Source organism: Myceligenerans halotolerans (assembly GCF_054782975.1).
Map to the genome: position 1 here is coordinate 87,005 of NZ_BAAGRL010000057.1, position 23,095 is coordinate 110,099.

The 23,095-nt window shown below is 71.4% G+C and carries 23 protein-coding genes and 1 tRNA gene; 9 read left to right on the forward strand and 15 right to left on the reverse strand.

Annotation, left to right across the window (positions count from 1 at the left end; genetic code table 11):
* Positions 1 to 83: 83 nt before the first annotated feature.
* A complete protein-coding gene (locus ACYVK5_RS24330) occupies positions 84 to 707 on the reverse strand; it encodes a DsbA family protein (RefSeq protein ID WP_460708564.1) in 624 nt (207 codons plus the stop codon).
* A 132-nt stretch (positions 708 to 839) separates the two neighbouring features.
* Here ACYVK5_RS24330 and ACYVK5_RS24335 point away from each other — a divergent pair, with 132 nt between their 5' ends.
* A complete protein-coding gene (locus ACYVK5_RS24335) occupies positions 840 to 1,019 on the forward strand; it encodes a hypothetical protein (protein ID WP_460708566.1) in 180 nt (59 codons plus the stop codon).
* 10 nt (positions 1,020 to 1,029) lie between these two features.
* Positions 1,030 to 1,776: a TetR/AcrR family transcriptional regulator gene (locus ACYVK5_RS24340; protein WP_460708567.1), complete on the forward strand. Its 747-nt coding sequence runs from the start codon at positions 1,030 to 1,032 to the stop codon at positions 1,774 to 1,776.
* A gap of 100 nt (positions 1,777 to 1,876) precedes the next feature.
* Here ACYVK5_RS24340 and ACYVK5_RS24345 read toward each other — a convergent pair whose 3' ends face one another.
* A complete protein-coding gene (locus ACYVK5_RS24345) occupies positions 1,877 to 2,890 on the reverse strand; it encodes a LacI family DNA-binding transcriptional regulator (RefSeq protein WP_460708568.1) in 1,014 nt (337 codons plus the stop codon).
* 219 nt (positions 2,891 to 3,109) lie between these two features.
* On the opposite strand from ACYVK5_RS24345, the gene pnuC reads away from it, so the two are divergent.
* From pnuC to ACYVK5_RS24375, 6 genes are all read left to right on the forward strand, one after another.
* A complete protein-coding gene (gene pnuC, locus ACYVK5_RS24350; protein ID WP_460708570.1) occupies positions 3,110 to 3,808 on the forward strand; it encodes a nicotinamide riboside transporter PnuC in 699 nt (232 codons plus the stop codon).
* A 50-nt stretch (positions 3,809 to 3,858) separates the two neighbouring features.
* Positions 3,859 to 5,079, forward strand: a complete 1,221-nt coding sequence (locus ACYVK5_RS24355; protein ID WP_460708571.1) for an acyl-CoA dehydrogenase family protein — start codon at positions 3,859 to 3,861, stop codon at positions 5,077 to 5,079.
* A 101-nt stretch (positions 5,080 to 5,180) separates the two neighbouring features.
* The gene (locus tag ACYVK5_RS24360; RefSeq protein WP_460708573.1) at positions 5,181 to 6,506 is read left to right on the forward strand and encodes a glycosyltransferase family 87 protein; all 1,326 of its coding nucleotides are present in this window, start codon (positions 5,181 to 5,183) and stop codon (positions 6,504 to 6,506) included.
* Between the two features lie 111 nt (positions 6,507 to 6,617).
* Entirely contained in the window at positions 6,618 to 7,709 is a 1,092-nt protein-coding gene (locus tag ACYVK5_RS24365) for a glycosyltransferase family 4 protein (protein WP_460708575.1), read from the forward strand.
* Positions 7,710 to 7,711: 2 nt separating this feature from the next.
* Entirely contained in the window at positions 7,712 to 8,947 is a 1,236-nt protein-coding gene (locus ACYVK5_RS24370) for a glycosyltransferase (protein ID WP_460708577.1), read from the forward strand.
* The gene (locus tag ACYVK5_RS24375) at positions 8,944 to 9,864 is read left to right on the forward strand and encodes a GDSL-type esterase/lipase family protein (RefSeq protein ID WP_460708579.1); all 921 of its coding nucleotides are present in this window, start codon (positions 8,944 to 8,946) and stop codon (positions 9,862 to 9,864) included. Before ACYVK5_RS24370 ends, ACYVK5_RS24375 begins: the two co-directional genes overlap by 4 nt.
* Before the next feature lie 174 nt (positions 9,865 to 10,038).
* On the opposite strand, the gene ACYVK5_RS24380 is transcribed toward ACYVK5_RS24375, so the two are convergent.
* From ACYVK5_RS24380 to ACYVK5_RS24395, 4 genes are all read right to left on the reverse strand, one after another.
* Positions 10,039 to 11,691, reverse strand: a complete 1,653-nt coding sequence (locus ACYVK5_RS24380; RefSeq protein WP_460708581.1) for a carbohydrate-binding domain-containing protein — start codon at positions 11,689 to 11,691, stop codon at positions 10,039 to 10,041.
* Positions 11,692 to 11,776: 85 nt separating this feature from the next.
* Positions 11,777 to 12,718, reverse strand: a complete 942-nt coding sequence (locus ACYVK5_RS24385) for a polyphosphate polymerase domain-containing protein (protein WP_460708583.1) — start codon at positions 12,716 to 12,718, stop codon at positions 11,777 to 11,779.
* Positions 12,715 to 13,335: a DUF4956 domain-containing protein gene (locus ACYVK5_RS24390; RefSeq protein WP_460708585.1), complete on the reverse strand. Its 621-nt coding sequence runs from the start codon at positions 13,333 to 13,335 to the stop codon at positions 12,715 to 12,717. The genes ACYVK5_RS24385 and ACYVK5_RS24390 overlap by 4 nt, the downstream gene beginning before the upstream one ends.
* A gap of 272 nt (positions 13,336 to 13,607) precedes the next feature.
* Positions 13,608 to 15,062: a glycoside hydrolase family 43 protein gene (locus ACYVK5_RS24395; RefSeq protein WP_460708587.1), complete on the reverse strand. Its 1,455-nt coding sequence runs from the start codon at positions 15,060 to 15,062 to the stop codon at positions 13,608 to 13,610.
* Between the two features lie 140 nt (positions 15,063 to 15,202).
* Between ACYVK5_RS24395 and ACYVK5_RS24400 the strand changes: the two genes are divergently transcribed.
* A tRNA-Ser gene (locus tag ACYVK5_RS24400) sits at positions 15,203 to 15,290 on the forward strand.
* 95 nt (positions 15,291 to 15,385) lie between these two features.
* Here the strand turns inward: ACYVK5_RS24400 and ACYVK5_RS24405 are convergent.
* From ACYVK5_RS24405 to ACYVK5_RS24445, 9 genes are all read right to left on the reverse strand, one after another.
* Positions 15,386 to 16,648, reverse strand: coding sequence for a tyrosine-type recombinase/integrase (locus ACYVK5_RS24405; RefSeq protein WP_460708589.1), 1,263 nt, complete (start codon positions 16,646 to 16,648; stop codon positions 15,386 to 15,388).
* Positions 16,642 to 16,857 carry a helix-turn-helix domain-containing protein gene (locus tag ACYVK5_RS24410; RefSeq protein WP_460708591.1) on the reverse strand — a complete coding sequence of 72 codons (216 nt, stop codon included), beginning with the start codon at positions 16,855 to 16,857 and terminating at the stop codon, positions 16,642 to 16,644. Before ACYVK5_RS24410 ends, ACYVK5_RS24405 begins: the two co-directional genes overlap by 7 nt.
* A 152-nt stretch (positions 16,858 to 17,009) precedes the next feature.
* The gene (locus ACYVK5_RS24415) at positions 17,010 to 19,046 is read right to left on the reverse strand and encodes a hypothetical protein (protein ID WP_460708593.1); all 2,037 of its coding nucleotides are present in this window, start codon (positions 19,044 to 19,046) and stop codon (positions 17,010 to 17,012) included.
* Positions 19,047 to 19,077: 31 nt separating this feature from the next.
* Positions 19,078 to 19,491 carry a WhiB family transcriptional regulator gene (locus ACYVK5_RS24420; protein ID WP_460708594.1) on the reverse strand — a complete coding sequence of 138 codons (414 nt, stop codon included), beginning with the start codon at positions 19,489 to 19,491 and terminating at the stop codon, positions 19,078 to 19,080.
* A 19-nt stretch (positions 19,492 to 19,510) separates the two neighbouring features.
* Complete coding sequence (locus tag ACYVK5_RS24425) at positions 19,511 to 21,271, reverse strand: DNA cytosine methyltransferase (RefSeq protein ID WP_460708596.1); 1,761 nt, start codon at positions 21,269 to 21,271, stop codon at positions 19,511 to 19,513.
* Entirely contained in the window at positions 21,271 to 21,774 is a 504-nt protein-coding gene (locus ACYVK5_RS24430) for a hypothetical protein (RefSeq protein ID WP_460708598.1), read from the reverse strand. The genes ACYVK5_RS24425 and ACYVK5_RS24430 overlap by 1 nt, the downstream gene beginning before the upstream one ends.
* Positions 21,771 to 22,166, reverse strand: coding sequence for a hypothetical protein (locus ACYVK5_RS24435; protein ID WP_460708600.1), 396 nt, complete (start codon positions 22,164 to 22,166; stop codon positions 21,771 to 21,773). The genes ACYVK5_RS24430 and ACYVK5_RS24435 overlap by 4 nt, the downstream gene beginning before the upstream one ends.
* Positions 22,166 to 22,366 (reverse strand): hypothetical protein, encoded by a 201-nt coding sequence (locus tag ACYVK5_RS24440; protein WP_460708602.1) that lies wholly within the window; start codon positions 22,364 to 22,366, stop codon positions 22,166 to 22,168. Before ACYVK5_RS24440 ends, ACYVK5_RS24435 begins: the two co-directional genes overlap by 1 nt.
* Positions 22,367 to 22,415: 49 nt before the next feature.
* On the reverse strand, positions 22,416 to 23,057 hold the full coding sequence (locus tag ACYVK5_RS24445; protein ID WP_460708604.1) for an NUDIX domain-containing protein: 642 nt from the start codon (positions 23,055 to 23,057) through the stop codon (positions 22,416 to 22,418).
* Positions 23,058 to 23,095: the final 38 nt, after the last annotated feature.

A 23,095-nucleotide genomic window follows, 5' to 3' on the forward strand; every position in this document is an offset into this window, starting at 1 on the left:
GAAACGTTCCGACAGGTTCCGGCGAACTCGCCGGTCTGTTCGAGGTGCCGGGATCGGCCGGGAGCTGTCCGGAACCGTCACGCTCAGTCGAAGTTCAGCGACCCTGACCGTGTCCGCTTCAGTTCGAAGAAGTCCGGGTACGAGGCCAGGGCGACCGCGCCGTCGAACACGCGCACCGCGTCCTCGCCGCGCGGGATGGACTGCAGCACCGGTCCGAAGAACGCGACGCCGTTGACGTGGATGGTCGGCGTGCCGACGTCCTCGCCGACGGGCTTCATGCCGGCCTCGTGCGAGACGGCGAGCGCGCCGTCGTACGCCTCGGACCCCGCGGCCGCCGCGAGTTCCGCGGGCAGCCCGGCCTCCGCGAGCGCCTCGGTGATCACGGCCTCGAAGTCCTTGTTGCGCGCGTTGTGGATGCGGGTGCCGGCCGCGTTGTAGAAGGCCGCGAACGCCTCGGGGTCGTGGTCGGTCTGCACGGCTGCGGCGACGCGGCCGATGCCGCGTGACCTGTCGATGAGCGCCCGGTAGTCCGCGGGGATGTCGCGGTCCCTGTTGAGCAGGTAGAGGCTCATGAGCTTGAATGTGAGGTCGACGTCGCGGTGCCGGGCGACCTCGAGCGCCCAGCGTGAGGTGATCCAGGCGAACGGACACGCCGGGTCGACGTACACGTCGACGACGGGTGCGGAGTTCGTGGTGTTCTCGGTCATGCGCCGACCCTATGACGTCTGTCCGACATCCTTGTCCGTCGTTCCGTCGTTCCGTCCGTCCGCCCTTCCGTGCGTCCGATCGGTGCGGCCGGCGCGGTGTAGCGCGCCCCGCGCTCCGCTACGGTGAGCACCATGCGGTGGTCGAGCCTGTTCACGGTCGTCGGCGGGGTCCTGGTGGCGATCGCCGGGTTCTTCGGCGTCCTCTCGGGGCATCCGTGGGCCGCTTTGCCGCTGGCCATAGGCGCCGCCATCGCGCTCCGCGAGGTGCGCTATCTCCAGCGGCTCCGTACCGGCAGGATCCGGGAACGGTAGCCTGCCCTGCATGACAGCGGTTCGACCTCACACGCACGCTCAGGCAGTTGACGCCGCGGTCGACCTCTTCACCCGGCAGGGCTACGAGAAGACCACCGTCGAGGAGATCGCCGATGCCGCCCAGGTGAGCCGGGCGACGTTCTTCCGCCGGTACCGGTCGAAGGAGGACGTCGTCTTCGCCGACCACGAGCTCCTTCTCGAGGAGGTGGTCGTGATGCTGGCCGCCACCCGCCCGGAGGCGCGCACGAGCGAGGAGGCCGGGGGCGACGTCGGGCACGGCTGGGACCCGGAGATGGGCCCGTACCTCGAAGTGTGCCGGGCCGCGCGCATGGTGTTCGACCACCACGTGGGCCAGCGCGAGACGTCGCTCGCCCGGTACGCGCTGCTGCAGCAGGTCCCGGCACTGCGTGACCGCGAGCTGGTCACCACGCACCGGTACGAGCGCGCGTTCACGCAGTACCTGCGCGACACGCTCCCGCCGGACCGGTCGAACACGACCGCATCGATCGCGTTCGCGGCGTCGGTGGTGGCGGTGCACAACGCGATCCTGCGCCGCTGGCTGCGCAACCCGTCCCTGGATCCGCGGCCCGACCTGGAAGAGGCGTTCGCCGACCTGCGTCGCGCGGTCGTGGTGAGCAAGGGCGGCGCGGCGCCGGAGGCGGACGCCAATCCCCGCCGCCGCATCGTGGTCACGGTGCTCGACGGCGAGACGCCGCCCGACGACGTCGCCCGCGCGGTCCGCGACGCACTGGGGTAGCGCCGCGAGGCGCCGGGGCCCGGGTGCCGACCACGTCATCGTGACCGATAGTCGCGCTCCCACCAGCCGAAATGGCGTGGTCGCGCGCCGGTGCCCGCGCTCACGCCGACTCGCGGAGCACCAGGTCCGTGGGGAGTATCAGCGCCGGGTCGATGTCCTCGCCTGCCACCAGCTTCAGGACCTGCTGCGCCAGCATGCGGCCGATCTCGTGGATCGGTTGCCGCACGGTGGTCAGCGGGGGCTCGGTGGAGCGGGCAGCGGCGGCGTCGTCGAACCCGACGACCGCGACGTCCTCCGGTACCCGGCGACCGGCCTGGCGGAGCGTGCGCAGGGCTCCGTCGGCCATGAGGTCGGAGGCCACGAAGACGGCGTCGATCGCAGGCTCGTCGGCGAGGAGCCGGCGCATGGCGACCATGCCCGACTCGCGCGTGAAGTCGCCGATCTCGACGAGCGACCGCATGCCCGCGGTGTCGAGGGCGGCGCGGTACCCGGCGAGCCGGTCGATGCCCGCGACCATGTCCTGCGGGCCGGCGATCGTCGCGATGCGTGTCCGGCCCTGGGCCAGCAGGTGCTCGACCGCGACCCTGACGCCGCCCGCGTTGTCGACGTCGATGTAGGGGACCGCGTGGCCGGCGAGCGGACGGCCGCTGGCGACGACAGGCACGCCCATGGCGGCGAGTTCGCCCGGGAACGGGTCGGCCCCGTGCAGGGAGGCGAGGATGACGCCGTCCACGGTCCGGCCGCGGATGTATCGCATGATGCGGTGGTGGCTCGCCGGGGTCGAGGCGAGCAGGAGGACGAGCTGCTTGTCCGCGGCCTCGAGCTCCTGCCCGATGCCGCGCAGGATGCCGGTGAAGAAGGCGTCGTCGGAGAACATCCGCGCGACCGGCTCAGGCACGACCAGCGCGATCGAGTCCGTACGACGCGAGACGAGACTGCGCGCCGCCGGGTTGGGCACGTACCCGAGCTGGTCGACGGCTCGGTCCACGGCCTCGCGCACCCCGGGCGTCACCCCCACCGACCCGTTGATCACGCGGGACACGGTCGCGCGCGAGACCCCGGCCAGGCGCGCCACCGTCTCGAGGGTGGGGCGTGCGGCCTGCGTGTCGCGCATGGCTGTCCTCCAGGTCCGGGCCGGTTCCGGTTCCGGTTCATCGGAGTGTAGTTCCGCGGCAGGACGGCCGGACGTGAAGCGCAGGTACACGGTGTGGACGCCCGCGGTCGGCTCGATGCTCTCGGGCACGGTCCGCCAGGTCTGCCCGCTCCCGGTGCCGCCGGGAAGTCGATGAAAACGATCCCAGGACCGTGGCGGGCCTCATGCGATCCTTCTCGCATGGACGTGATCCGCTGGCTGTTCGACGCCACCTTCAGCATCGGTGACCAGCACCTGCTCTGGCGCGAGGTGATCGGCAACGCCTTCGGGCTCGCGTCGGCGCTCGGCGGGATGCGGCGCAAGGTGTGGGCGTGGCCGGTCGGCATCGTCGGGAACGTGCTGCTGTTCACGGTCTTCCTGGGCTCGTGGTTCGGCGAGACCTCACGGGCGGACATGCTCGGACAGGCGGGGCGGCAGATCATGTTCATCGCCGTGTCCGTCTACGGCTGGTACCGCTGGCAGGAGACCCGCCGTCGGTCCGCGGACCTCCGCGCCGACGGCAAGGTCCCGGCCGGCGACGGCGCGGCCGTGCACCCGCGGTGGGCGTCGTGGCCCGCGCGCCTCGGTCTCGTCGCGGCGCTGGTGGGCGGCACGCTGCTGCTGACCCCGCTGTTCCGGGCGCTGGGCTCGTTCGAGCCCGTCTGGGCGGACGCCTGGATCTTCACGGGTTCGCTCCTGGCGACCTACGGCATGGCGAAGGGCTGGGTCGAGTTCTGGCTGATCTGGGTGGCCGTCGACATCGTCGGCGTGCCGCTCCTCCTGAGCGCCGGCTACTGGGCCACGGCCGCGATGTACCTGTTCTACGGAGGGTTCACGCTCGTCGGCTTCTTCGTCTGGTGGCGGGTCCAGCGACGAGAGCTGGCAGCATCACTCGCGTGAGACGCCGTATCGCTTGACGTGAGATTCAGTACCGGAGCACCATGGTTCGCATGACTCAGACTCCCGGTGTGTCGGCGCCCGCGTACGACCTGTCCCAGCCGCTCGACATCGACTTCGCCCGGGCATTCGCCGACGCCACCGAGGAAGAACGCGCCCACCAGCACAAGGTCCGGCGGTTCGTGCAGGAGGAGGTCCTGCCGGTCATCGCCGACTACTGGGAGCGCTACGAGGTCCCCATGGACCTGGTCAAGCGCCTCGCCGACCTCGACCTGCTGCGCGACGGCGTGGACGTGCCCGGCCTCCCGCACGTCACCCCGTACGCCGAGGGCCTGGCCGCGATGGAGATGTCGCGCGGCGACGGCTCCGTGGCCACGATCTGCGGCGTGCAGGGCGGGCTGGCCCTGCGGTCGATCGCCATGCTCGGCTCCGACGAGCAGATCGCGAAGTACGCCGGCCCGATGGCGCGCGGTGAGATCCTCGGCGCGTTCGGACTCACGGAACCGACACACGGGTCCGACTCGGTCGCCCTGGAGACGACGGCGGTCGCCGCCACCCGCGACGGCGTCGACGGCTACCTCATCAACGGCGAGAAGAAGTGGATCGGCTTCGGCTCGACGGGCGACATCACCGTGGTGTGGGCCCGCGGCGAGGACGGCCAGGTCCACGGCTACATCGTGCCGCAGGACACGCCCGGCTACGAGGCCACCACCATCCAGGGCAAGGTCTCGCTCCGTGCCCTCCACCAGGCGCACATCGTCCTGACGGACGTGTTCGTCCCGGCGGAGAACCTGCTGCCGAGGTCGCGGTCCTTCAAGGACGCCGGCCGGGTGCTGTTCGCGGCGCGCATGGGCGTCGCCTGGGCCGCCGTCGGACACGCCGTCGCCTGCTACGAGTCCGCCGTGGCGTACTCGAAGCAGCGCATGCAGTTCGGCCGCCCGCTCGCCGCGAGCCAGATGATCCAGGAGCGCCTGGCCCAGATGCTGTCGACCCTCACGCAGATCCAGCTGCTGGTGAAGCAGATGACGCGGCTTGCCGAGGCCGGCGAGCTGACCGGCCCGCAGGCATCGATCGCCAAGTACTCCTGCACGCGCGGCGCGCGCCAGATCGCGCAGGTCGCCCGCGACATGCTGGGCGGCAACGGCATCCTGCTGGAGAACCGCGTGGCGCGGCACTTCGCCGACATCGAGGCCCTGCACACGTACGAGGGCACCGAGAGCATGCAGGCGCTGATCATCGGCCGCGAGATCACGGGCGAGAGCGCGTTCGCGTAAACGGTCCGCGGACGACGTCGGCCCCCGCCGCCGACACCGACCCGGGTTTAACCGATTTCGGGCAGCACACCGCCGAGGCGATCGGTGCGAGGATGTGAGCCGTGCTGACCGACGCCCGTCCTTTCCGCGTCCTGATCCGTGCGCTGCTCTCCCCCTGGGGCATCGCCGTCGCCTTCGTCGCCGCTCACGCCTGGCTGATCCACGAGGCGTGGCAGTGGGAGCCGCAGATCTTCGGCGATGTCGCGCTCTACGAGTGGTGGGCGCGCAACGGCATCGAGGCCGCGCGATGGCCCGTCTTCGAGTACGCCTGGGTGTATCCGGTGGGGGCGCTCGTCGCGATCACGCCGCCGGCCCTGTTCTCCCAGACCACCGCCGGCTACGAGTGGGTGTGGCTCGGCCTGATCGTCGCGCTCAACGCCGTCGCCACGATCTTCCTGGCGCGCGCACGGCCCCGGGGACGTCTGGCCGCCTGGTTCTGGCTGATCTTCCTCGTGGCGCTCGGCCCGATCTTCCTGGGCCGCCTCGACGGCGTGATCGCCCCGATCATCCTGGTCGCGCTGGTGATCGCGGCCCGGCATCCCGCGACGGCGATGACGCTGGCGACGATCGGTGCCTGGATCAAGATCGCTCCGGGCGCCGTGGCGGTCGCCATCGCCGCGACGTCGGGCAGCCTGTATCAGTTCGCGCGGAACGTCGTGCTGCCCGGCGCGCTGGTGAGCACGGTCGTCCTCGGCTGGGCCCTCGCGGGCGGCAGCGGCGGCCGCGTGCTCGACGTCTTCGGCGAGCAGAGCGACCGCAATCTCCAGGTCGAGTCGGTCGGCGCCACACCCTTCCTCCTCATCGGGATGGACAGCCCGAAGTACAGCCCGACCTGGAACGACGAGATCTACACCTACGAGGTGCTCGGCTCCGCGCCACGGGACGTCGCCGAGGCGCTCGACGTCGCGCTGCTCGTCGTCGTCGGGCTCGTCGCCCTGCTGGCGGCGTTCGCGGTACGACGGCGGCCCGGGCGCGCCCAGGACATCCTCCTGCTGGCCGCCGCCGCCGAACTCCTCGCGCTGATCGTGTGCAACAAGGTGGGCTCGCCCCAGTTCATCGCGTGGCTCGGCCCGCCGGTCGCGGCCGCCGTCGCCCTCTACGGCCGCGACGCCGCCGAGGCGCGGCGCACGTGGCTGCCGCCTGCTCTCGGTCTCATCGTCACCGCGATTCTCACGAAGATGATCTTCCCGGTCCGTTACGGGGAGTTTCTCGGGGGTTTCCCTGAAATGACTCTGGTGGGGGCGGTGCGCAACGCCCTTCTCGTGGCACTCTTGCTGGGAGCGGTTGCGCGACTGGTCCAGATCGCGGCCGCGGCAGACCGCCGGGACGTTCCGGCCCGGACTTCCGCGGACGCCCCGGCGTTGCAGAAGGAGCAAGATGACACGTGACGTTTGCCGACACTCCGCCCACACGCTCCTGACACTTCACCAAGTGATGGTCGAGTGTCTACTGTGCGTGTAGCTATCGTCACAGAATCGTTTCTCCCGCAGGTGAACGGAGTGACCAACTCCGTCCTGCGGGTACTCGAGCATCTTGAGCGGCGTGGCGACGAAGCCATGGTGCTCGCTCCCGACGCCGACAGCGGCGCCGTACCGCCCTTCGTCAGCGGGGCGCCCGTCGTCGAACTCGGCTCCATCGGCTTCCCCGGCTACCCCGACGTCCGCCTGGTGGTCGGCAAGAAGTGGCGTACCGAGCGCACGCTCGCGGCGTTCGAGCCCGACGTCGTCCACCTGGCCTCCCCGTTCATCCTCGGCTGGCGCGGCATGCTCGCGGCCGAGCGGATGGGGCTGCCGACCGTCGCCGTCTACCAGACCGAGGTTCCGGGCTACGCGTCCCGCTACGGGCTGGGCCACTTCGAACCGCTGCTGTGGAAGCGGGTCAAGGACCTGCACGAGAAGGCGACGCTCAACCTCGTACCCTCGACCGCGACCATGCGGCAGCTCACCGCCCACGGCATCCCGAACATGCGCCTGTGGGGGCGCGGTGTGGACACGACGTCGTTCCACCCGCGGTTCCGCGACGAGAGCTGGCGCCGCGCGGTCGGGAACGGCAGGGAGGTACTGGTCGGGTACGTCGGGCGCCTGGCCGCGGAGAAGCAGGTCGAGGCGCTGAGCGTGCTGAAGGACCTGCCGAACGTGCGGCTCGTCGTCGTCGGCGACGGGCCCGAGCGGGACGCGCTGCACCATCTGCTGCCCACCGCGCACTTCACGGGCCTGCTGCGCGGCCAGGACCTGGCCAAGGCCATGGCCAGCCTGGACGTCTTCGTGCACCCCGGCGAGCTGGAGACCTTCGGCCAGACCCTCCAGGAGGCACACGCGAGCGGGGTTCCCGTGGTGGCACCCGCCGCCGGCGGGCCGCTGGACATCGTGCGGCACTCGCACGACGGATGGTTGTACGCTCCAGGTGACCACAAGGCACTGCGGCGGCACGTGGCCGATCTCGTGGGCGACGAGCGCAAGCGGCTCGCGTTCGGGGCAGCGGCCCGCGAGCGCGCCGAGGGCCGCACCTGGCACGACATCTGCGAAGAGCTCGTGCACCACTACGAAGACGCGATCCGGGTCCATGAAAGGGCAGGATCGGCGGAGGTCTGACCGTGCGCATCGTCCACATCGCGAACTTCTACGGTCCGCGCTCCGGCGGGATCCGAACCGCGATGCACGCGATGGCGGGGCAGTACCTGAGGCACGGGCACGAACCTGTGCTCGTGGTCCCCGGCGAGCACGACACCGTGTCGCACGTGGACGGCGTCCGGCTCATCACCGTCGCCGCGCCCCGCGCACCGTTCTCCGGCGGCTACCGCGTCGTGGTCCGGCCGCGGAAGGTGCGGCGGCTCCTCGAAGCGCTCGAGCCGGACCGCGTCGAGGTCTCGGACCGGACCACCCTGACCGGGATCGGCGACTGGGCCAGGAGTGAGGGGGTGCCCTCCCTCGCGATGCTGCACGAACGGGTCGACGGCGTGCTGCGTTCCTGGGTCCCGGGCCACGGCCCGGACGGGCGCATCGCCTCGCTGGGAGCCGCGACCGCGCCGCGGTTCGCCGACCGCTACAACCTCGCCACCCTGCCCAGGTTCGACCGGCTGGTCGCGACCACCGAGTTCGCCGCCGGCGAGGTGGAGCGCCTGCGCCGTCGGTCGCGGAACACCCTGCTGCCGCCGCTGATCCGGGTTCCGCTCGGCGTCGACCTGGAGATGTTCCGGCCGGACCGGTACGACGACGACTTCCGGGAGCAGTACGCCCCGCCCGGCACCACGCTGATCGTCACCGCGAGCCGGATCTCGCAGGAGAAGCGTGTCGATCTCGCCGTCGACGCCGCCGCGCAGGTGATGCGCGACGGGCGCCCGGTGCGGCTCGTCGTCGCGGGGGCCGGGCCACTGCTGCCGAAGGTCCGCGACCGCGCCGCCGCCGCGGGACTGCCGCACAAGTTCCTCTCGTTCGTGCCCGACCGGGTGCGCCTCGCGACCCTGCTGAGCTGCGCCGACGTCGTGGTCGCCCCGGGCCCCATCGAGACGTTCGGCCTGGCCGCGCTCGAGGCGCTGGCCTCGGGAACGCCCGTGGTGTGCTCCGCGACGAGCGCGCTGCCGGAGATCGTCGGCCCTGCCGGCGCCGCCGCGGCGCCCGAGCCGGCGACGCTCGCGCTCGCGATCCACGACGTGCTGGACCGCGACCCGGTCACCCGCCGCGCCGCGGCGCGGGAGCGCGCGGAGCTGTTCCCGTGGACGGCGACGGGCGAGGCCATGCTCGCCCTGCACAACAAGCCGACCTTTCTCGACATGGGCTCACTCACCGGCACGACGACCGACGGTGTGGTGATGGCCGGGTCCCGGCCATGACCACGGGGCCCGCGGTCGCGGTCGCGCTGGGTGACTCGATCACCGTCGGCGTGGGTGACACCGTCGGGCCCGATGCCCGGCACGGCGCGGGGTGGGCCGCGCACCTCGCCGCCGTCCTGCGGGTCGGGACGTTCCGGAACCTGGCGAGCAACGGATCGCGCGCCCGCGACGTCGCCGCGGATCAGCTCACGGAAGCCCTCGAACTGCGGCCGACGCTCGCCACCGTGCTGGTGGGCGGCAACGACGTGCTGCGCAGCGACTTCTCCCCGCGGGAGATCGAGGCCGCCCTCGCGCGGACGGTCGACGCGCTGGCGCGCGCCAGGAGCGATGTCGTCCTCGTGCGGCTGCCCGTGATCGGCCTGTTCGAACTGGCGCCGCGCGTGGTCCGGCGCGTGATGCGGCGACGGGTGGCCGTGGTGAACGCGGCGGTCGACGCCGCCGCTGCCGCGGCCCGCGAGGCGCCGGGGCGCGTCGTGGTGGTCGACGGCGGCGCGGCGATCGCGTCCGCGGGCGCGCGGGCCTGGCACATCGACCGGGTGCATCCGTCGCCGGCGGGGCATCGGAAGCTGGCGCTGGGGGTCGCGAGGGCTTGGCTCGGTGAAGCGGCCGGGGAGGGGGCGCGGGAGGCGGCGGCTGAACCCGCACGTCCGGAGAACACGCCGCCGGAGGCCGCGCTGGCGGCCCGGCTTCCCGTTGCGCCCGAACCCCCGTCCCGGTGGCAGCGGGCGGGGTGGCTCGTGGTCAAGGGCATCCCCTGGACCTGGCGCCGGGGCGGGGACTTCCTCCCGGGGCTGATCCGCGCCGTCGTGTCGGACCTCCGGGCGGAACAGGTGCTCTCCCCCGGTTCGGCGATCGCGGGGATCGCGGACTCCGGCCTGGACCCGCGCAAGCGCATGAAGCGCCGCGGCCCGGCATGAGCTTTCCCGCACTCGCACGAGGCTTGCGCGCATCGCCCGGGAAGTCCGGCCGGAAGCCTCGTGCTCGTGCGGCGAACCTCGTTCCGACGCGAGGGACCCCAGCGCTCTTCAGCGCCGGGGTCCCCGTCGGCCAGGTGCCGGAGGACGAGCAGAGCCACCTCCGGCCGCCGGCGATCAGCCCTGGGGGCCGCCGCCCATACCGCCTATACCACCCGCGACGGCCTCGCCGGCTGTCGCCGTGGCGATCTCGGTGCCGTCAGCGACGATCTTGTAGGTCCGGCCGTCGACGAGGCCGGCCGCGCTCAGCACGATCGACTGCGTGTCCTTGGCCAACGTGACGTCGGCGAGCACCGAGCCGCCGTCGCCGATCACCTGGACCTCGGATCCCGCCGCGACGGTGTCGAACGTGGCCGCCACCCAGGCCTGTGACGAGTCGGCGTCGGGCGTCTGCGCCATGCCCGACGAGCCCACGGCCACGAGGTTGCCCCCGCTCACCGTGAAGGCGCCCTGACTGTCGAGCGCGCCGTTGCCGTTCATCGTCGGGCCGAAGACCGTGATGTCGCCGCCGGTGATCGTGGTGGTGCCGTTGGAGTCCAGGCCGTCGCCGTCCGCGTCGACCGTCAGCGTGCCGCCCGTGATCGTCAGGGAGAAGTCGCCCGCAGACTCGCCGCCGGCGCCACCTCCCATGCCGCCACCGCGGCCGCCCTCCGGAGCGCCCTCGGGCCGCTCGCCAGCCTGGGCGGCGCCGTCCTGCGTCGTCGCGACCTGCGAGGTGCTGGTCTCCTCGGTCGCGGCGGTCTCCTCCGTGCTGGTCGCCCCGGCCGCGTTGAGCCCGTCGTCCGACGCCGTGATGTCGGTCGTGCCGCCTGCGACGAGGATGTGCGTGCCCTCGAGCCCTTCGTAGGACTCCGTGACGGTGAGCGTCCCGTCGGCGACCACGAGGTCCGACTCCGCGTGCACGCCGTCGTCCCCGGCGCTGATCGTGACGTCGCCGCCGAGGAAGGCCGCGTAGCCGACGGTGTCGCCGTCGTCGTCGGTGCCGTCCTCGTTGTCGGCCTTCAGGCCGTCGTCGTCGGCCGTGACGTCCAGCGTGCCGCCGGTCACGACGAGGTAGTCCTTGCCGCGCACGCCGTCGTCAACCGCGTCGACGGTGATGTTCCCGCCCGCGACGACCAGCCCGTCCTTCGAGCCGATCCCGTCGTTCGAGTTGCCGGTGACGGTGAGCGCACCGTCGCCCGAGATCACGAGGTCCTCCTTCGAGAACAGTGTCGCGTTCGGTTCGTCCTCGCCGTCCTCGTACTCGTACTCCGAGGCGTCGGCGAGGGAGTTCTCGGAACCGTCCGCGAGGACCACCGACACGCCGTCGGCCTCCATGATCGCGATCGCCGAGGTGGTGCTGCTGGTGATGTCGACGCCGTCGAGCACGAGCCGGACCAGGCCGTCGGCCTCGGACGACACCACCACCTGGCCGTCCGTCAGCGTGCCGCTGAGGCGGTACGTGCCCGGTGCGGTGATCGTCACCGTGGAGCCGTCCACGTCGACGCCGTCGCCGGACGCCTCCGCGGTGTCGCCGTCGAGCGTGACGGCCACCTCGTCGGCCTCGTCCCAGGTCTCGTCGGCCAGTGCGGCGGTATCGGTGTAGTCCTTGTTCTCGGCGAGGGCGTCGTCGGTGGTGAGCGCGACGTCGGTAGCGCTCGACCCGGTGGTGCTCGATTCCGACGTGGTCGTCTCGGCAGCCGAGCTCAGGCTGCATCCGGCGAGCGTGGCGACCGTGAGGTAGGCGGCCAGCGCGGCGGCGAAGATGGCCTTGGGGCGCTTGATCTGCATCGGTGGGTCCTTGCTGTGAGGTGTTCAGGTGGGTCGGGCTGTCGGCGTCCGCCGAGGTGAGCGCGATTGCCGGCCCGGGGCTCCGCTACAGGGCGGGCTCGGGAGCGAACGCGGGCTCCGCCGCGAGGCGGTGGCGGATCATGCGACGCCATGGGGCGTCGGGAAGACCGGGGTGCAGGAGCGTGAGCCCGGTCGCGTACTTGGAGATGCGGTCGGGCCGGTGCCCGGACCGCCAGAGGATCCGGTCCGCCGACGACGGTCCCGGCCCTCCGGTCTTCGTCTCCACGACCACGAGGTCGTCGAGGCGGACGACGGCGGAGGCGGCTGGTCCGGCTGGTCGCCGCGCGGTCGGTCCGCTGTCGAGAAGTCGGTCCCCCGAGGAACCGACCGCATCGCCGGCGGACCGACTGCTCGACAAGCGACCGAACTCCGGATCGGGGCGAAACGCGTCGACGAGCGCGACAGGGTTCCCGGGAACCATGCCGGGGACGGTCCAGACCAGATCCGTGTCGAGGGTGAGCCGGCCGTCCGGGAGCAGCAGCGTGGTGCGGCGGTACGAGGACCGCAGCGTCGGGACGAGCGCCTGGGCAGGCGCGGCGTCGAGGCCGGCCGCGGCGAGCCGCTCGTCCACGAAGGCGTCGGCGGCGCCCAGGCGGGCGGGTCCGGCGTCGTGCACCTGGCGTTCCTTCACGGTCACGCCGCGGCCCGCACGGGTCTTCACCTCGATGAAGCACGTACCGGAGTCGACGTAGGTGCGCGTGCGCACCTTGTACCGCCGCCGGCGGCGATGCGCCGCGAGGTGGAAGGAGTCGAGGCCGGGAGTGTCGAAGTAGGTGGACTCGTAGGCGAAGGTGCGCGCCCCGCCGATCTCCAGCACCCGCGTCGCGGGGTCGAGGGCGGCGAGCAGCTCGCGGCACTCGCCGGCGTCGAGCACGTACTTGCGGTCGCGCCGGGTCTGCAGGGCCGCCGCGGAGTCCAGCTCGGCGAGGCCGACGGGGGCGAGGTCGGGGAGGGCGTCGGCGATCATCGAGCCGCCCCCTGCAGGAGGGCGGTGTCCGACGACGGCGTGGGGGTGGCCGACGACGTCACCGGGCGCGGATCGGGCGAGAAGCGGACGTCCACGAGCGTGGTGTCGTTCACGAGATCGAGCTTGCGCACCGACACGGTGTGGACGTGGCCGCCGAGCAGCGCCTCCAGCCGGGTGACGAGCGCGGCATGGTCGGTCATGGCCCGGTCGAGCACCACGGACCGCGTCTCGTGGCTCGCGCGGGCGAGGAACCGGGGGTGGTCGGCGACGGCCATGATCGCGACGATCAGGACGGTTCCCGCGATCCCGAGCCAGCCGATCGTGGTCCCGAGCCCGCCCAGCAGGCCGAGGGCCAGCGCGGCGAAGTAGTAGGCGACCTCGTGCTGCACCAGTTCGAAGGAGCGCAGGCGGATGATCGACAGGACGCCGAAGAGTCCCAGCCCCAGCCCGGCGGCGACCGTGCTCGCCGCCAGCGCCGAGCTCACCGCCAGCACCCCGACGTTCACCAGGAGGTACGCGACCACGAGATCACGCCGCCGATGACGCGGGAAGTACAGGGCGAGAACGAGGACGACGACGGCGACGAGATCGACCGCGTAGAGCACGAGGGGCGACATGGCTACTCCTAGATGGACAGAAGGTGACTTGCTTCTGTCCACAGAGGTAACCGGGCGCGGCCATGTGGAAGCTGCTATCGGGCTTTGCAGCTCCTATGAGACCGGGCTCGGAGACGCTCCCGCGACCCGGACGGTGGGTCCAAATCCCACCGCTACCGCCGGCTGGGGCGAGAGCGGCCTTGGGTGCCGCGGCCGGCTGCCGGGTCGCTGCTCCGCGCGACGACGGGCTCGACAGCCCGGGGGTGCGGTCGAGCCCGTCGGGGTGTCTCGGGTCAGCCCTTGTCGCGGCCCGGCTTCGTGACTGTGAGCGTGACCGGGTCGCTCGTCTCGCTGCCGTGGGCGTTGGTCGCCGTGGCACGCACGAGCGTGCCGTCGGTGTCGGGCGTCGCGCGGAGCCGGAGCGTGGAGGTGCCGTCCGCCGAGGTCCTGGGCTGCCCCTTCTCGGGTGCGCGCCAGGTGGCGCCGTCGTCGTCGGACACCTCCCACAGCACGAGCGGACGCGGGGAACCCGTAGCCGTGGCGGTGAACGACGCCTTCCGGCCGATCCGGGCCGACGCGGCCTCCGGGGCGGCGGCCAGGGTCGCGGCGTCCACGGTCATGTCGACCACCGGCCAGCCGTCCACCCAGTCGAGGCGCTGCAGGCCGAGCGTCGGAAAGTAGGGGATCTCCTCGTTGGACGCGTCGTAGTAGTGGAACGCGAGGACGTCGTCGTACACCGACTGCCCGCCCGGGCCGACGACGGCGCCGTGGGCGTCCAGCAGGATCGTTCCGCCGCCGCCGAACATGTCCCGGCCGTCCTGATCCAGGTACGGGCCGGTCACGTCGCGTGACCTGCCGACGGCCACCTTGTACGTGCTGTCGCCGCCCTGGCAGCAGCGGTCGAAGGAGACGAACAGGTAGTACCAGCCGTCGCGCTCGTAGATGTAGGGGGCCTCGACCGGGTTGCCGGGCTGGAATCGGTCGACCAGGTGGACGGCGTTCTCCAGCGCTCCCTCCACCGGCTTGCCGCTGGGCCAGGAGATCTCCACCAGGAAGATGCCGTACCAGTACGAGCCGATCGCCATGTAGGGGGTGCCGTCCGCGCCGGTGACGATGCCGGCGTCGATGGCGTTGAACGACTTGCCGTTCTCGATCTCCTGCGGGGAGGTGATCACGGTGCCCTGGTCGACCCACTCGTAGTCGGGGTCGTCAGGGTCGAGGGTGGTGTTGGTGGCCAGCGCCGTGAGGCTGTCGTTGGTGCCGAATCGGCTCGCCGAGTAGTAGAGGTAGTAGGTGCCGTCGTGCTCGTAGACCTCGGGCGCCCAGAGGTTCCCCGGGAGGTCTCCGTCGGAGAAGTGCTCGTCGATCCACGCGGGGATCCGGTCCCACACGTTGCCCTCGTAGGTCCAGGTGACGCCGTCGTCGTGGGAGGACCACACCTGGATGGTGCCGCCGTTCGTGCGGTCGATCTCGCCCGTGGAGTAGACGTACCAGGTGCCGGTGCGCTCGTCGACGATCAGGGCGGGGTCGTGGATCGGGGAGGTGTCGCCGGTGACGGTGATGCCGCCGGGGGTGGGGTCGGTGGTGGGGTGCGCAGACGCGGGGTCCGCTGCGGGCGCGGGGCTCGGGGAGTTGCCGGCCGCTGCGGTGTCCGCGGGTGTGCTGCTGGCCGGTGCGACCGGTGCGAACAGCAGGAGCCCGGCTGCGAGCGCGGCCGCGGTGCGGCCTGCGAGGCGGGGACGTGCCATGGTGGTTCCTCTCGATGTACAACGTTGTAAATCGCTGCTCGACGAGGCTAGCCAGCAGGGTCCGACGGGTCAAGAGGTATCGATTGGGCGATCGCGGGTCAGAGCAGGTATCCTGCTACGGCCCGCTCAGGCGGGCGCCAGGTAGCGTGTCCGAGCGGCCTAAGGAGCACGCCTCGAAAGCGTGTGTGGGTTAACAGTCCACCGTGGGTTCAAATCCCACCGCTACCGCACCTTTTGAAGGCATCGAGCCTTTGACCAGCGCAAACGCTGGTCAAAGGCTCGATTCTTTGGCTCTGGTCCCGGAAAAGTCCCAGAAAAGGGGTTCAGGCGGCGTCGCCGGGAGCCTCGTCGGAGGCGTCGGCGGCAGGGCTCTCGATGAGCTTGTCGAGCACGGTGCGGACGTCGGGGGCGATGTTCTTCCGGCGCACGTAGTGGCGGAGCGTGGTCGCCTCGGATGAGTGCCCGAGTTGCAGTTGCGCGGTCTTCGTGTCGAGCTTGTCGTCGAGAAGGTCCCCTACCGTCCGGCGGAAATCGTGCGGAGCGATCTTGACGCCGGTGCCCGTCAGCGCCTCCTTGATCTGCTCGCGGACACGGCCGGGAGAGCGCGGCGTCGCCTTCGTCGACGGGAAGACCAGGCCGTCCGGCCCACCATCGAGGGCAAGGTCGAGCGCCCGGCGGAGTGCGGCGACGACGAACTCGGGGAGCGTCACCGTGCGGATCGATGAGTCCGACTTCGGCTTGGGCTGGCGATAGAGCCGGCGCCTGCCCGATGCGTCCGGGTCGGCACGTGCCACCGTGCCGTTGACGGTGAGCGTCGGCACCTCGGCATTGAGCCGGAGGTCGTCCTCACGGAGCGCAAGGCACTCACCGATGCGAAGTCCCGTGCCGAGCATCGTGTCGACGATCTCGGGCAGCAGAGTGGTGTTCCGCTTCCCCCGTCGCTTGGGCGGCCTGTGCTCCCATGCGAGAACCGCCTCGCGCAGCGTGACGACTTCGTCGAGAGACAGGGTGCGGACGTCCTTTCGCGTGCGCTTCTTGCGGACAGGAGCGGCATGGATCACGGGGTTCGTGGCGATCGCCCCGTACCTGACACACATCGCCATGACCTGCCGCAGGACGTTCTTGGCCTGCCGCGCGGTGTCGTACTTCCCGGCCAGGTGCAGCGACTCCAGGGTCCGGTTGATCGCGACGGGCGTCACCTCCTGTACACGGAGCTTCCCGATGCTCGGTCGGATGTGGTTCTTGATGACGCTCCCGTACGAGTCGAGCGACTGCCCGCGGATCGCGTCCTCGCCCTCCTGGCGGCGTTCGCGGACCCACTCCGTGATGACGTCGTCCATCTTCGACGACGGCGTGACGGCACCGACCCTGGACTCAGGTGCAATGCGACTCATCGCGTGCAGCTTGTTCTCAAGCTTCGTGCGGGCAGCATTGCGGGACTTGGCTTGTGCCGTTGGGTCGCTGTACCGGCCGTTCAGATGGCGGTATGTCGTGCGAGCCCGGTAGACGCCGGGGCGGATCTCCTTCACGGAGATCTCGCCCCAGCGCCCGGGCTCGATCTGTGGGCGGCCGATGGTGCTCAACATGCCTCCTTCTCGTCGGTGTCCTCGCCCATCCGGTCGAGCCACGCCTCAACGTCCGCCGGGCGGTAGCGCAGGCGCGCGCCGACTCGGGTGATCCGAGGGCCACCACCACGGCTCGACCAGGCGTAGACGCAGTGGATCGTGACGCCGAGGTACTCAGCCAGGTCATCGGGGGTCATGAGCTTCGGGCGGACGACGGTTGGGCTCGACATGGGTTTCTCCTTGCTGGCGATTTCGTCGTTTGAGGGGTTCAGCCCTGGCAAAGTGCCAGGGCTGGTTGCCAGGGCTGGTTTTGGGGTCTGACCTGCATGTTCAGCCCTGGCATTTCAGCCCTGGCAGCCCTGGCATTTGCCAGGGCTGAGCCCTAGTCGGGACGTCGGAGCATGGTGCGGGGGCGACCTTGGTACTCGTCCTCCAGACGGATCGCGAGGCCGCGGCGGATCAGGTCGTCGATCGCGGCGTCGAAGTACTCGCGCAGGTTCTTGCCCAGTGATGCCCGTACGTTGCTCGCCGAGGTGGGTTCGGTGGTGAGTTTGGGGAGGATCTTGCGGGCGGTGCGTGCGACGGCGGCGGTGTCCTGGTGTTCGTCGAACGCGGCGCGGGCCTCGGCGCGCTGCTGAGCGGTGCGGGCGGCGTCGGCGGCGATCGTGTCGCGCATGCGCTGCTTGGTCTGGTCGGAGACGGTCATGATGTGGTCGGCCAGGTGCCAGTCACTTTCGGTGACGTCCAGGCGCCCGTTCAGGAGCGCAAGCAGGGCCGCGACCTTGAGCCTCACGATGGACTGTTGTCCGTTGTTGTCGGTGATCTCTTCGCGCAGGCGGGCGCGCCGTTCGGCCTGCAACTGCTCCTTGATCGAGCGGGCGACCTTGAGCATGGTGCGGTCGAGCGTGAGCGGGGAGGCCGGGCAGGTCCACCGGATCGGCTCGGGCGCCTCGGGGGTGACGTCCGGCGCGCCGGGGTCGGTTGCCGGGAGCCAGATGAACCGTTGCGGGGTTCCGCCGGCGGCATCGTCGAGCAGAGGGCCAGCCTTTTCGGGCTGGACGCCGGCGACGAGAGTGGCGCGGTAGGAGTGGGCGGGGGTGATCTTGCGGCGGGCGACGTCGGCGTTCTGGAAGCCCAGACCTTCACCGGAGAACATCTTGCGGACCTCGGATGCGGTGGTGGAGGACTTGCGCTGCACGAGCGCGGTGAGGGTGTCCACCTCGGGCACGTCGAACCAGACGGAGTAGGCGGCGGGCATGGTGTCGCCGTTCTCGTCGGTCTCGACGAACATGTGCGAGATGCCCTCACCGGAGCCGAGGGGGCGTTCCTCGATCGCGCGCCCGCCACCGGGCGGCACGTCCAGGAACGTGCGCGCCGCGGCGGTCGCGACCCCCTTGCCCACGCCGGACGGGCCGACCAGCCCGACGAAGAAGTTGAGCGACGCAACCGCGGCGCGGTCGTTGCCGAGCGGCGGAATGACGACGGTGGGCGGGGTGGACAGGGCCACGCGCGCGAGCACGCAGCCGAGCACGGCCCACGGTGAGGCCATCGCCGCGCGGGCATAGTGGCGGATCGTGGCCAGCTCCGGGCGCGCTTCCCAGAACACGGCCTCGGCGTCGAGCTGGTCGGCCGGCGCCGGGTCGTAGGCGTCCAGGGCGGCGAGGTCGTGCCCGGCGGCGAGATGGTCGGAGATGTCCTTGCCCGTGCGAGCGCGCATGAACACCAGCTCGCCCGCCGCGTCGGCGAGCTGGTCGTGGACCTGGGCGGCCCACACGTCCCCGGCCACGTCCCGGTCCGGGACGGCGATGACGCGGGCGCCGTGCAAGGGGGTCAGGTCGGTCTTGGCGATGTTGGTCGCACCGCCGCGGCCGGTGGTGCCGACCACGTCCGGGCCGCACAGGGCGGTGACCTGGTCGGCGTCCTTCTCTCCCTCACACAGCACGATCCACCGGCCCGCCGAGGCCGCGGCGGTCACCTCGGGAAGCTGGTACAGCGTCCAGGGCAGGTCCCGAGGCCGGACGCCCGCCGCGGCGGCGGTCTGGCGGAACTTCTTGTCCGGGGTGCGGGTCACGTGCAGCAGCGGGGCGCCGTACCGGTCGCGGTAGGTGTACCGGCGGCCTCTCTCGTCGTCGTACAGGTCAGCCATGCCTAGATCCAGGGCGGCGAGGATGTCGGCAACGTCGTCCCCGGCGTGGCAGTACACCAACGCCTGCCCCTCCCCGGCGCGCAGAGACAGGGACGGGTTGCGGTCACCGTGAGCGTGCGCCGGGCCGGCGCAGTTTGCGATCGCTTGGCGGTCGCCCTTCTCGGTCACGGTTGAGCCGTGGGCGCGCAGCGCGTCGAGCAGCCGCTCGTACGCGGACCGCGCTCCCCCGGCCGGCGCCCCGCCGGGCCGCGGGGTGAGCGTGTCAGTGGTCATCAGGTCCCCCTTCCTCGTCGTGGCGCGCGTCTCAGGCCGCGGCCTGGTCGCCCGACGCCGCGGCGCCGGACGTCGTCGTGTCGGTCTCGCGCTCCCGAGCGGCGTCGGCCTTGGCCTTGGCGGCGGCCTCGCGGGCGCGGCGCCAGGCCGGACGGATCGCCGCGCGGTCCTTCTCCGTGGTGCCCGCCCAGATGCCCTGGACCGTCGGGCGGTGGTGGTCGAGGGCGATCGCGAGGCACCGGTCGATGAGCGGGCACGTGTGGCACCGTCGTTTGGCTTCGGCCTGCTCGCCGGGGTGGTCGGAGAACCACAGGTCCGGGTCGGACAGGCACACGGCCTGGTCCTTCTCGGTCTCGTCGAGCGGCCGGGAGTCGAACGACGGAGTCGGGATCAGGTAGCCGCGGCGACGGCGGACCAGCAGCGGGAGGGGTTCGGCGATACGCATACGGAGGTCTCCGTTCGGGTCAGGCGGCGAGGTCGACTGCGGGCACGGCGGTGGTGTCGGCAGGGTGCGGGAGGGGCTGGCCGGTGATGGTTTCGACGAGGGCGGAGATGAGGACTTCGGCGACGGGTGGGGTGACGGCGTTGCCGAGCTGGCGGACCTGGTCGCGCTTGTTCCCGAGCACGATGTAGTCGGGGACGAAGGCCATGCCGGCGTGGATCTCGTGGGGTTCGAGCATCCGGAACAGGCAGTCCTCGACGAGCGCGTCCCACTCGGCCGCGGTCAGGAGCGCGTCGCCCTGCACGGTGGTCTGGGTCGGGAGTGCTTCGGCGAGGTTGGTGAGGCCGGAGTCGTAGGCGTAGCCCCAGGTGAGCAGGGACTGGTGACCGGCGGTCGTGATGGTCCGCAGTTCCTCGCCTGCCGGGGTGCACATCTCGGCCCCGGAGCCCTTGGATCCGTTGTTCCGCATGACCAGGGGCGGGATGACGAGGCCGTGGTGGTTGCCGGAGGCGGTGACGGTCGCGAGGGCTTCGCGGGTGGGTCGGGCGGTGGACCCGCCGCCGCGCAGCTCGGCGATCATGGGCGGGATGAGCAGCCCGGTCTCGTTCCGGGCGGTCTGGGTGCGCATCGCCGCGCTCGTGGTGGTCGCGGTCTTGCCCTCACGCCCCTCGACCGGGACCAGGAGCGGGGGCATGAGGATGCCCTCGTCCTGGCGGGTGGTTCGGGTGCGTAGCGGCGCCGAGGTCAGCGCCGCGGTGTCGTTCCAGGTGCCGCCTGCCGGGACCAGCATCGGCGGGACGACGACGGACCCGGTCGGGGCGGCGTCGTACTGGTGGCCGCCTGCCTCGACGACGACGGGGCGCGCGTGCCGGCGGGCGCCGGCGCCGATGCGGGTCAGGGTCTTGGGCGCCATGTGGTGCCAGCCGAGGGACTTCTTCGTCTTCTTGTCGAAGAACTCCTTCAGGGGCCGGTCGCCGATGCGCTGGCCGGGAAGGGTCCAGTCGATGACGGCGGTCGCGGGCACGAACTCGGGCTCGACGACCCTGCCGCGGCAGGAGACGCGGGGGCAGCGGTAGGTGTACTGCTGGCGGTACTTGCCCATGTCGACACCGGGGCGCTTCCATACCTGCACCGCGGCCACGGTCTCCTCGCAGGTCGGGCACCAGGCGGCAGGGCGCAGCCACTTGTCCCAGTCCGGGTCACGCCGTAGCGACTCGTGCCAGTAGGCCAGGTACAGGCGGTCGCGGGACTGCGGGGCGCGCGGGGTGGTGGGTCCGGCGGCGTGCATCGAGTTCAGCGCGATGAGGCGGGTGCGGTAGCCGAGCTGCTCGATGCTGGTCCGCCAGATGTGCCAGTGCTCCCACTTGCGCACGTCGACCACGTTCTCCACCACGCCCGCCAGGACGGGCTGCTGTCGCAGGTGCATGCCGCGCAGGTAGCGGACCACGTCCTGCATGAGGGCACGGGAGCGGGCCACGTCCTCGGCGATCTCCTCGTCCCCGAACAGGCCGGGCTGCTTGTCGAAGTCGACGACCTTGCCCTTGGCCTTGGACCAGTTCGTGCACTCCGGGGAGGCCCAGAAGATCTCGGCGTACGGGTGCCCCGCGACGTCGACATCGCGGATGTCGCCCTGGTAGTGCTCGACGTCGGGGAAGTTCGCCGAGTGCGTCGCGATGGCGAGTTCGTTGTGGTTAGCGGCGAGCACGGGAGTGATGCCGGGCACGGCGTGGGCACCCTGGGTGGCACCGCCCGCGCCGCAGAACCAGTCGTTCAGACGCAGCATCAGCGCACCTCCCCGAGCGTGGAGACGTCGGTGGTGCCGAGGATCGCGTTGCGGATCTCCATGGCGCGGATACCGCGGAACGAGTTCAACCAGCGCTTCATCTCGTAGATGAGTTCGGCCGTGTCGGCGTCGTTGTGGTCGAACTGGTCGATGAAGCCGATGAACTTCTCGTCCCGCTCCGCCAGCACGCCGGCGATCACGTCGATCGTGTCGAGCGCGGCGGCGATACGGCCGGGCTGGTCGAGGACGGCGGCGACGGTGCGGCCCCGCTCGGTGAGCGTGATCGGGCGGGAACCGCTCGGCAGGTCGCCGATGACGATCAGGCCGGCCTCCCGCAGGCGGTGCAGGAGCGTGAACCGGGTGGAGGTCCACACGGGCTTGCCGGTCTCGTCGAGGGACCACAGGTCGGCGCAGTCCTTCGCGCCGCCGGGCTGGCCACGGGTGCGCGGGTAAAGGGCGAGGTGGGCGAGCAGCGTGTTCTCCCGGGGCGTGAGTGTCGTCATCGGTCGTTCTCCTCGCTGGTCGTGGTGCGGCGGGTGCGGGTGGGGCGGGGGCGTTCGGGCAGGCCGGTCAGGAGCCACGCGCGCAGTACGTCGGCGCGGTGGCGGATGGACGCGAGTTCGACCGATCGCGGGGTGTCGTGCACGCCCAGGTCGGTCAGGCAGCCGTAGCAGTGCCAGGCGTCCATCGGGGCGCGGGAACGCGCGACGTCGCGGTGCAGGTCGAGGAGTTCGGCGACCTCGGTGTGGTCGAACGCGGCGGCGATGGCCCGCTTGACGAGGGTGCGCCAGTAGGTGCGCCCGGAGTAGCGCCGCTCCCACGGGATCGAGCTGTTCGCGCGGGTGTAGGCGGCCTTGGCGGCACGCTCCGCGGGGTAGTCCTCGGGGTTGAACATCAGCAGGTCTCCTCCGGGGTGACGTGGGTCAGTGCGATGCCGCCGGGGTAGCCGTCGACGGCGACGACGGCGTGACCGGACGGCAGGGTCCATGCCGGGGTGCGGGTGGCGGCCACCTGGCCGGGGCCGACTCGCAGGCCGGGCCAGAACCGCACGGTCGTGCCGACCGGGTAGCGGCGGTTGAACTCTTCGGCGTTCATCGAGGTCTCCTGTGCGGGCAGCAGCGGGGTTGGGTCGTAGAAGAGCGCGTCAGTTCAGGACGTCGCGCAGCAGGTCGCGGTGGGCGGGGAAGAGTTCGCCTCCGCGGACGGCGAGGCCGTAGAGCAGGGCGGCGTAGTTGCGGGCGGGGAGCCATGCGGCGTCTGCGGCGTCGTCCAGGCCGGTCACGGCGGGCAGCCCGGTCGTGGTCGCGGTGGTGTCCAGGTGGATGACGCCGGGGACGGTGGCGATCCAGGCGTTGAGGCCCTGGCGGGGATCGGGCACGAGGCGGCCGGGCAGCATGGTCAGGTCGGGTGCGTCGATGAGCAGGCCGGTTTCCTCGGCCAGTTCGCGCACGCAGGCGGCGACGGGGGTTTCGCCGGGGTCGAGCATGCCGCCGGGCAGTGCCCAGCCGTGCTCGTCTGCGCGTTCGACCATGAGCAGGCGGCGGGTGCCGTGCCGGTCGGTGGCGGTCACGATCGCGTCCGACGCGACGGCTTCGCCCCAGTGCCACAGTCCGCCGCGGCCCGGCTTGAGGTCCCGGAGCTGGTCGGCCAGCGGGTGCAGGGGCAGGCCCGCGGGGGTGAGCTTGAAGGGGACGACGGCGCGCACCATGCGCAGCGCCCAGTCGATCTTGCGGGGGTCGGTCTGGTCGGGTCCGTGAGGGCTGGTGACGTTGAAACCGGTGTTCATGGCAGGTGTCTCCCTGGCTGTTTTGGCATGGCGGGGGT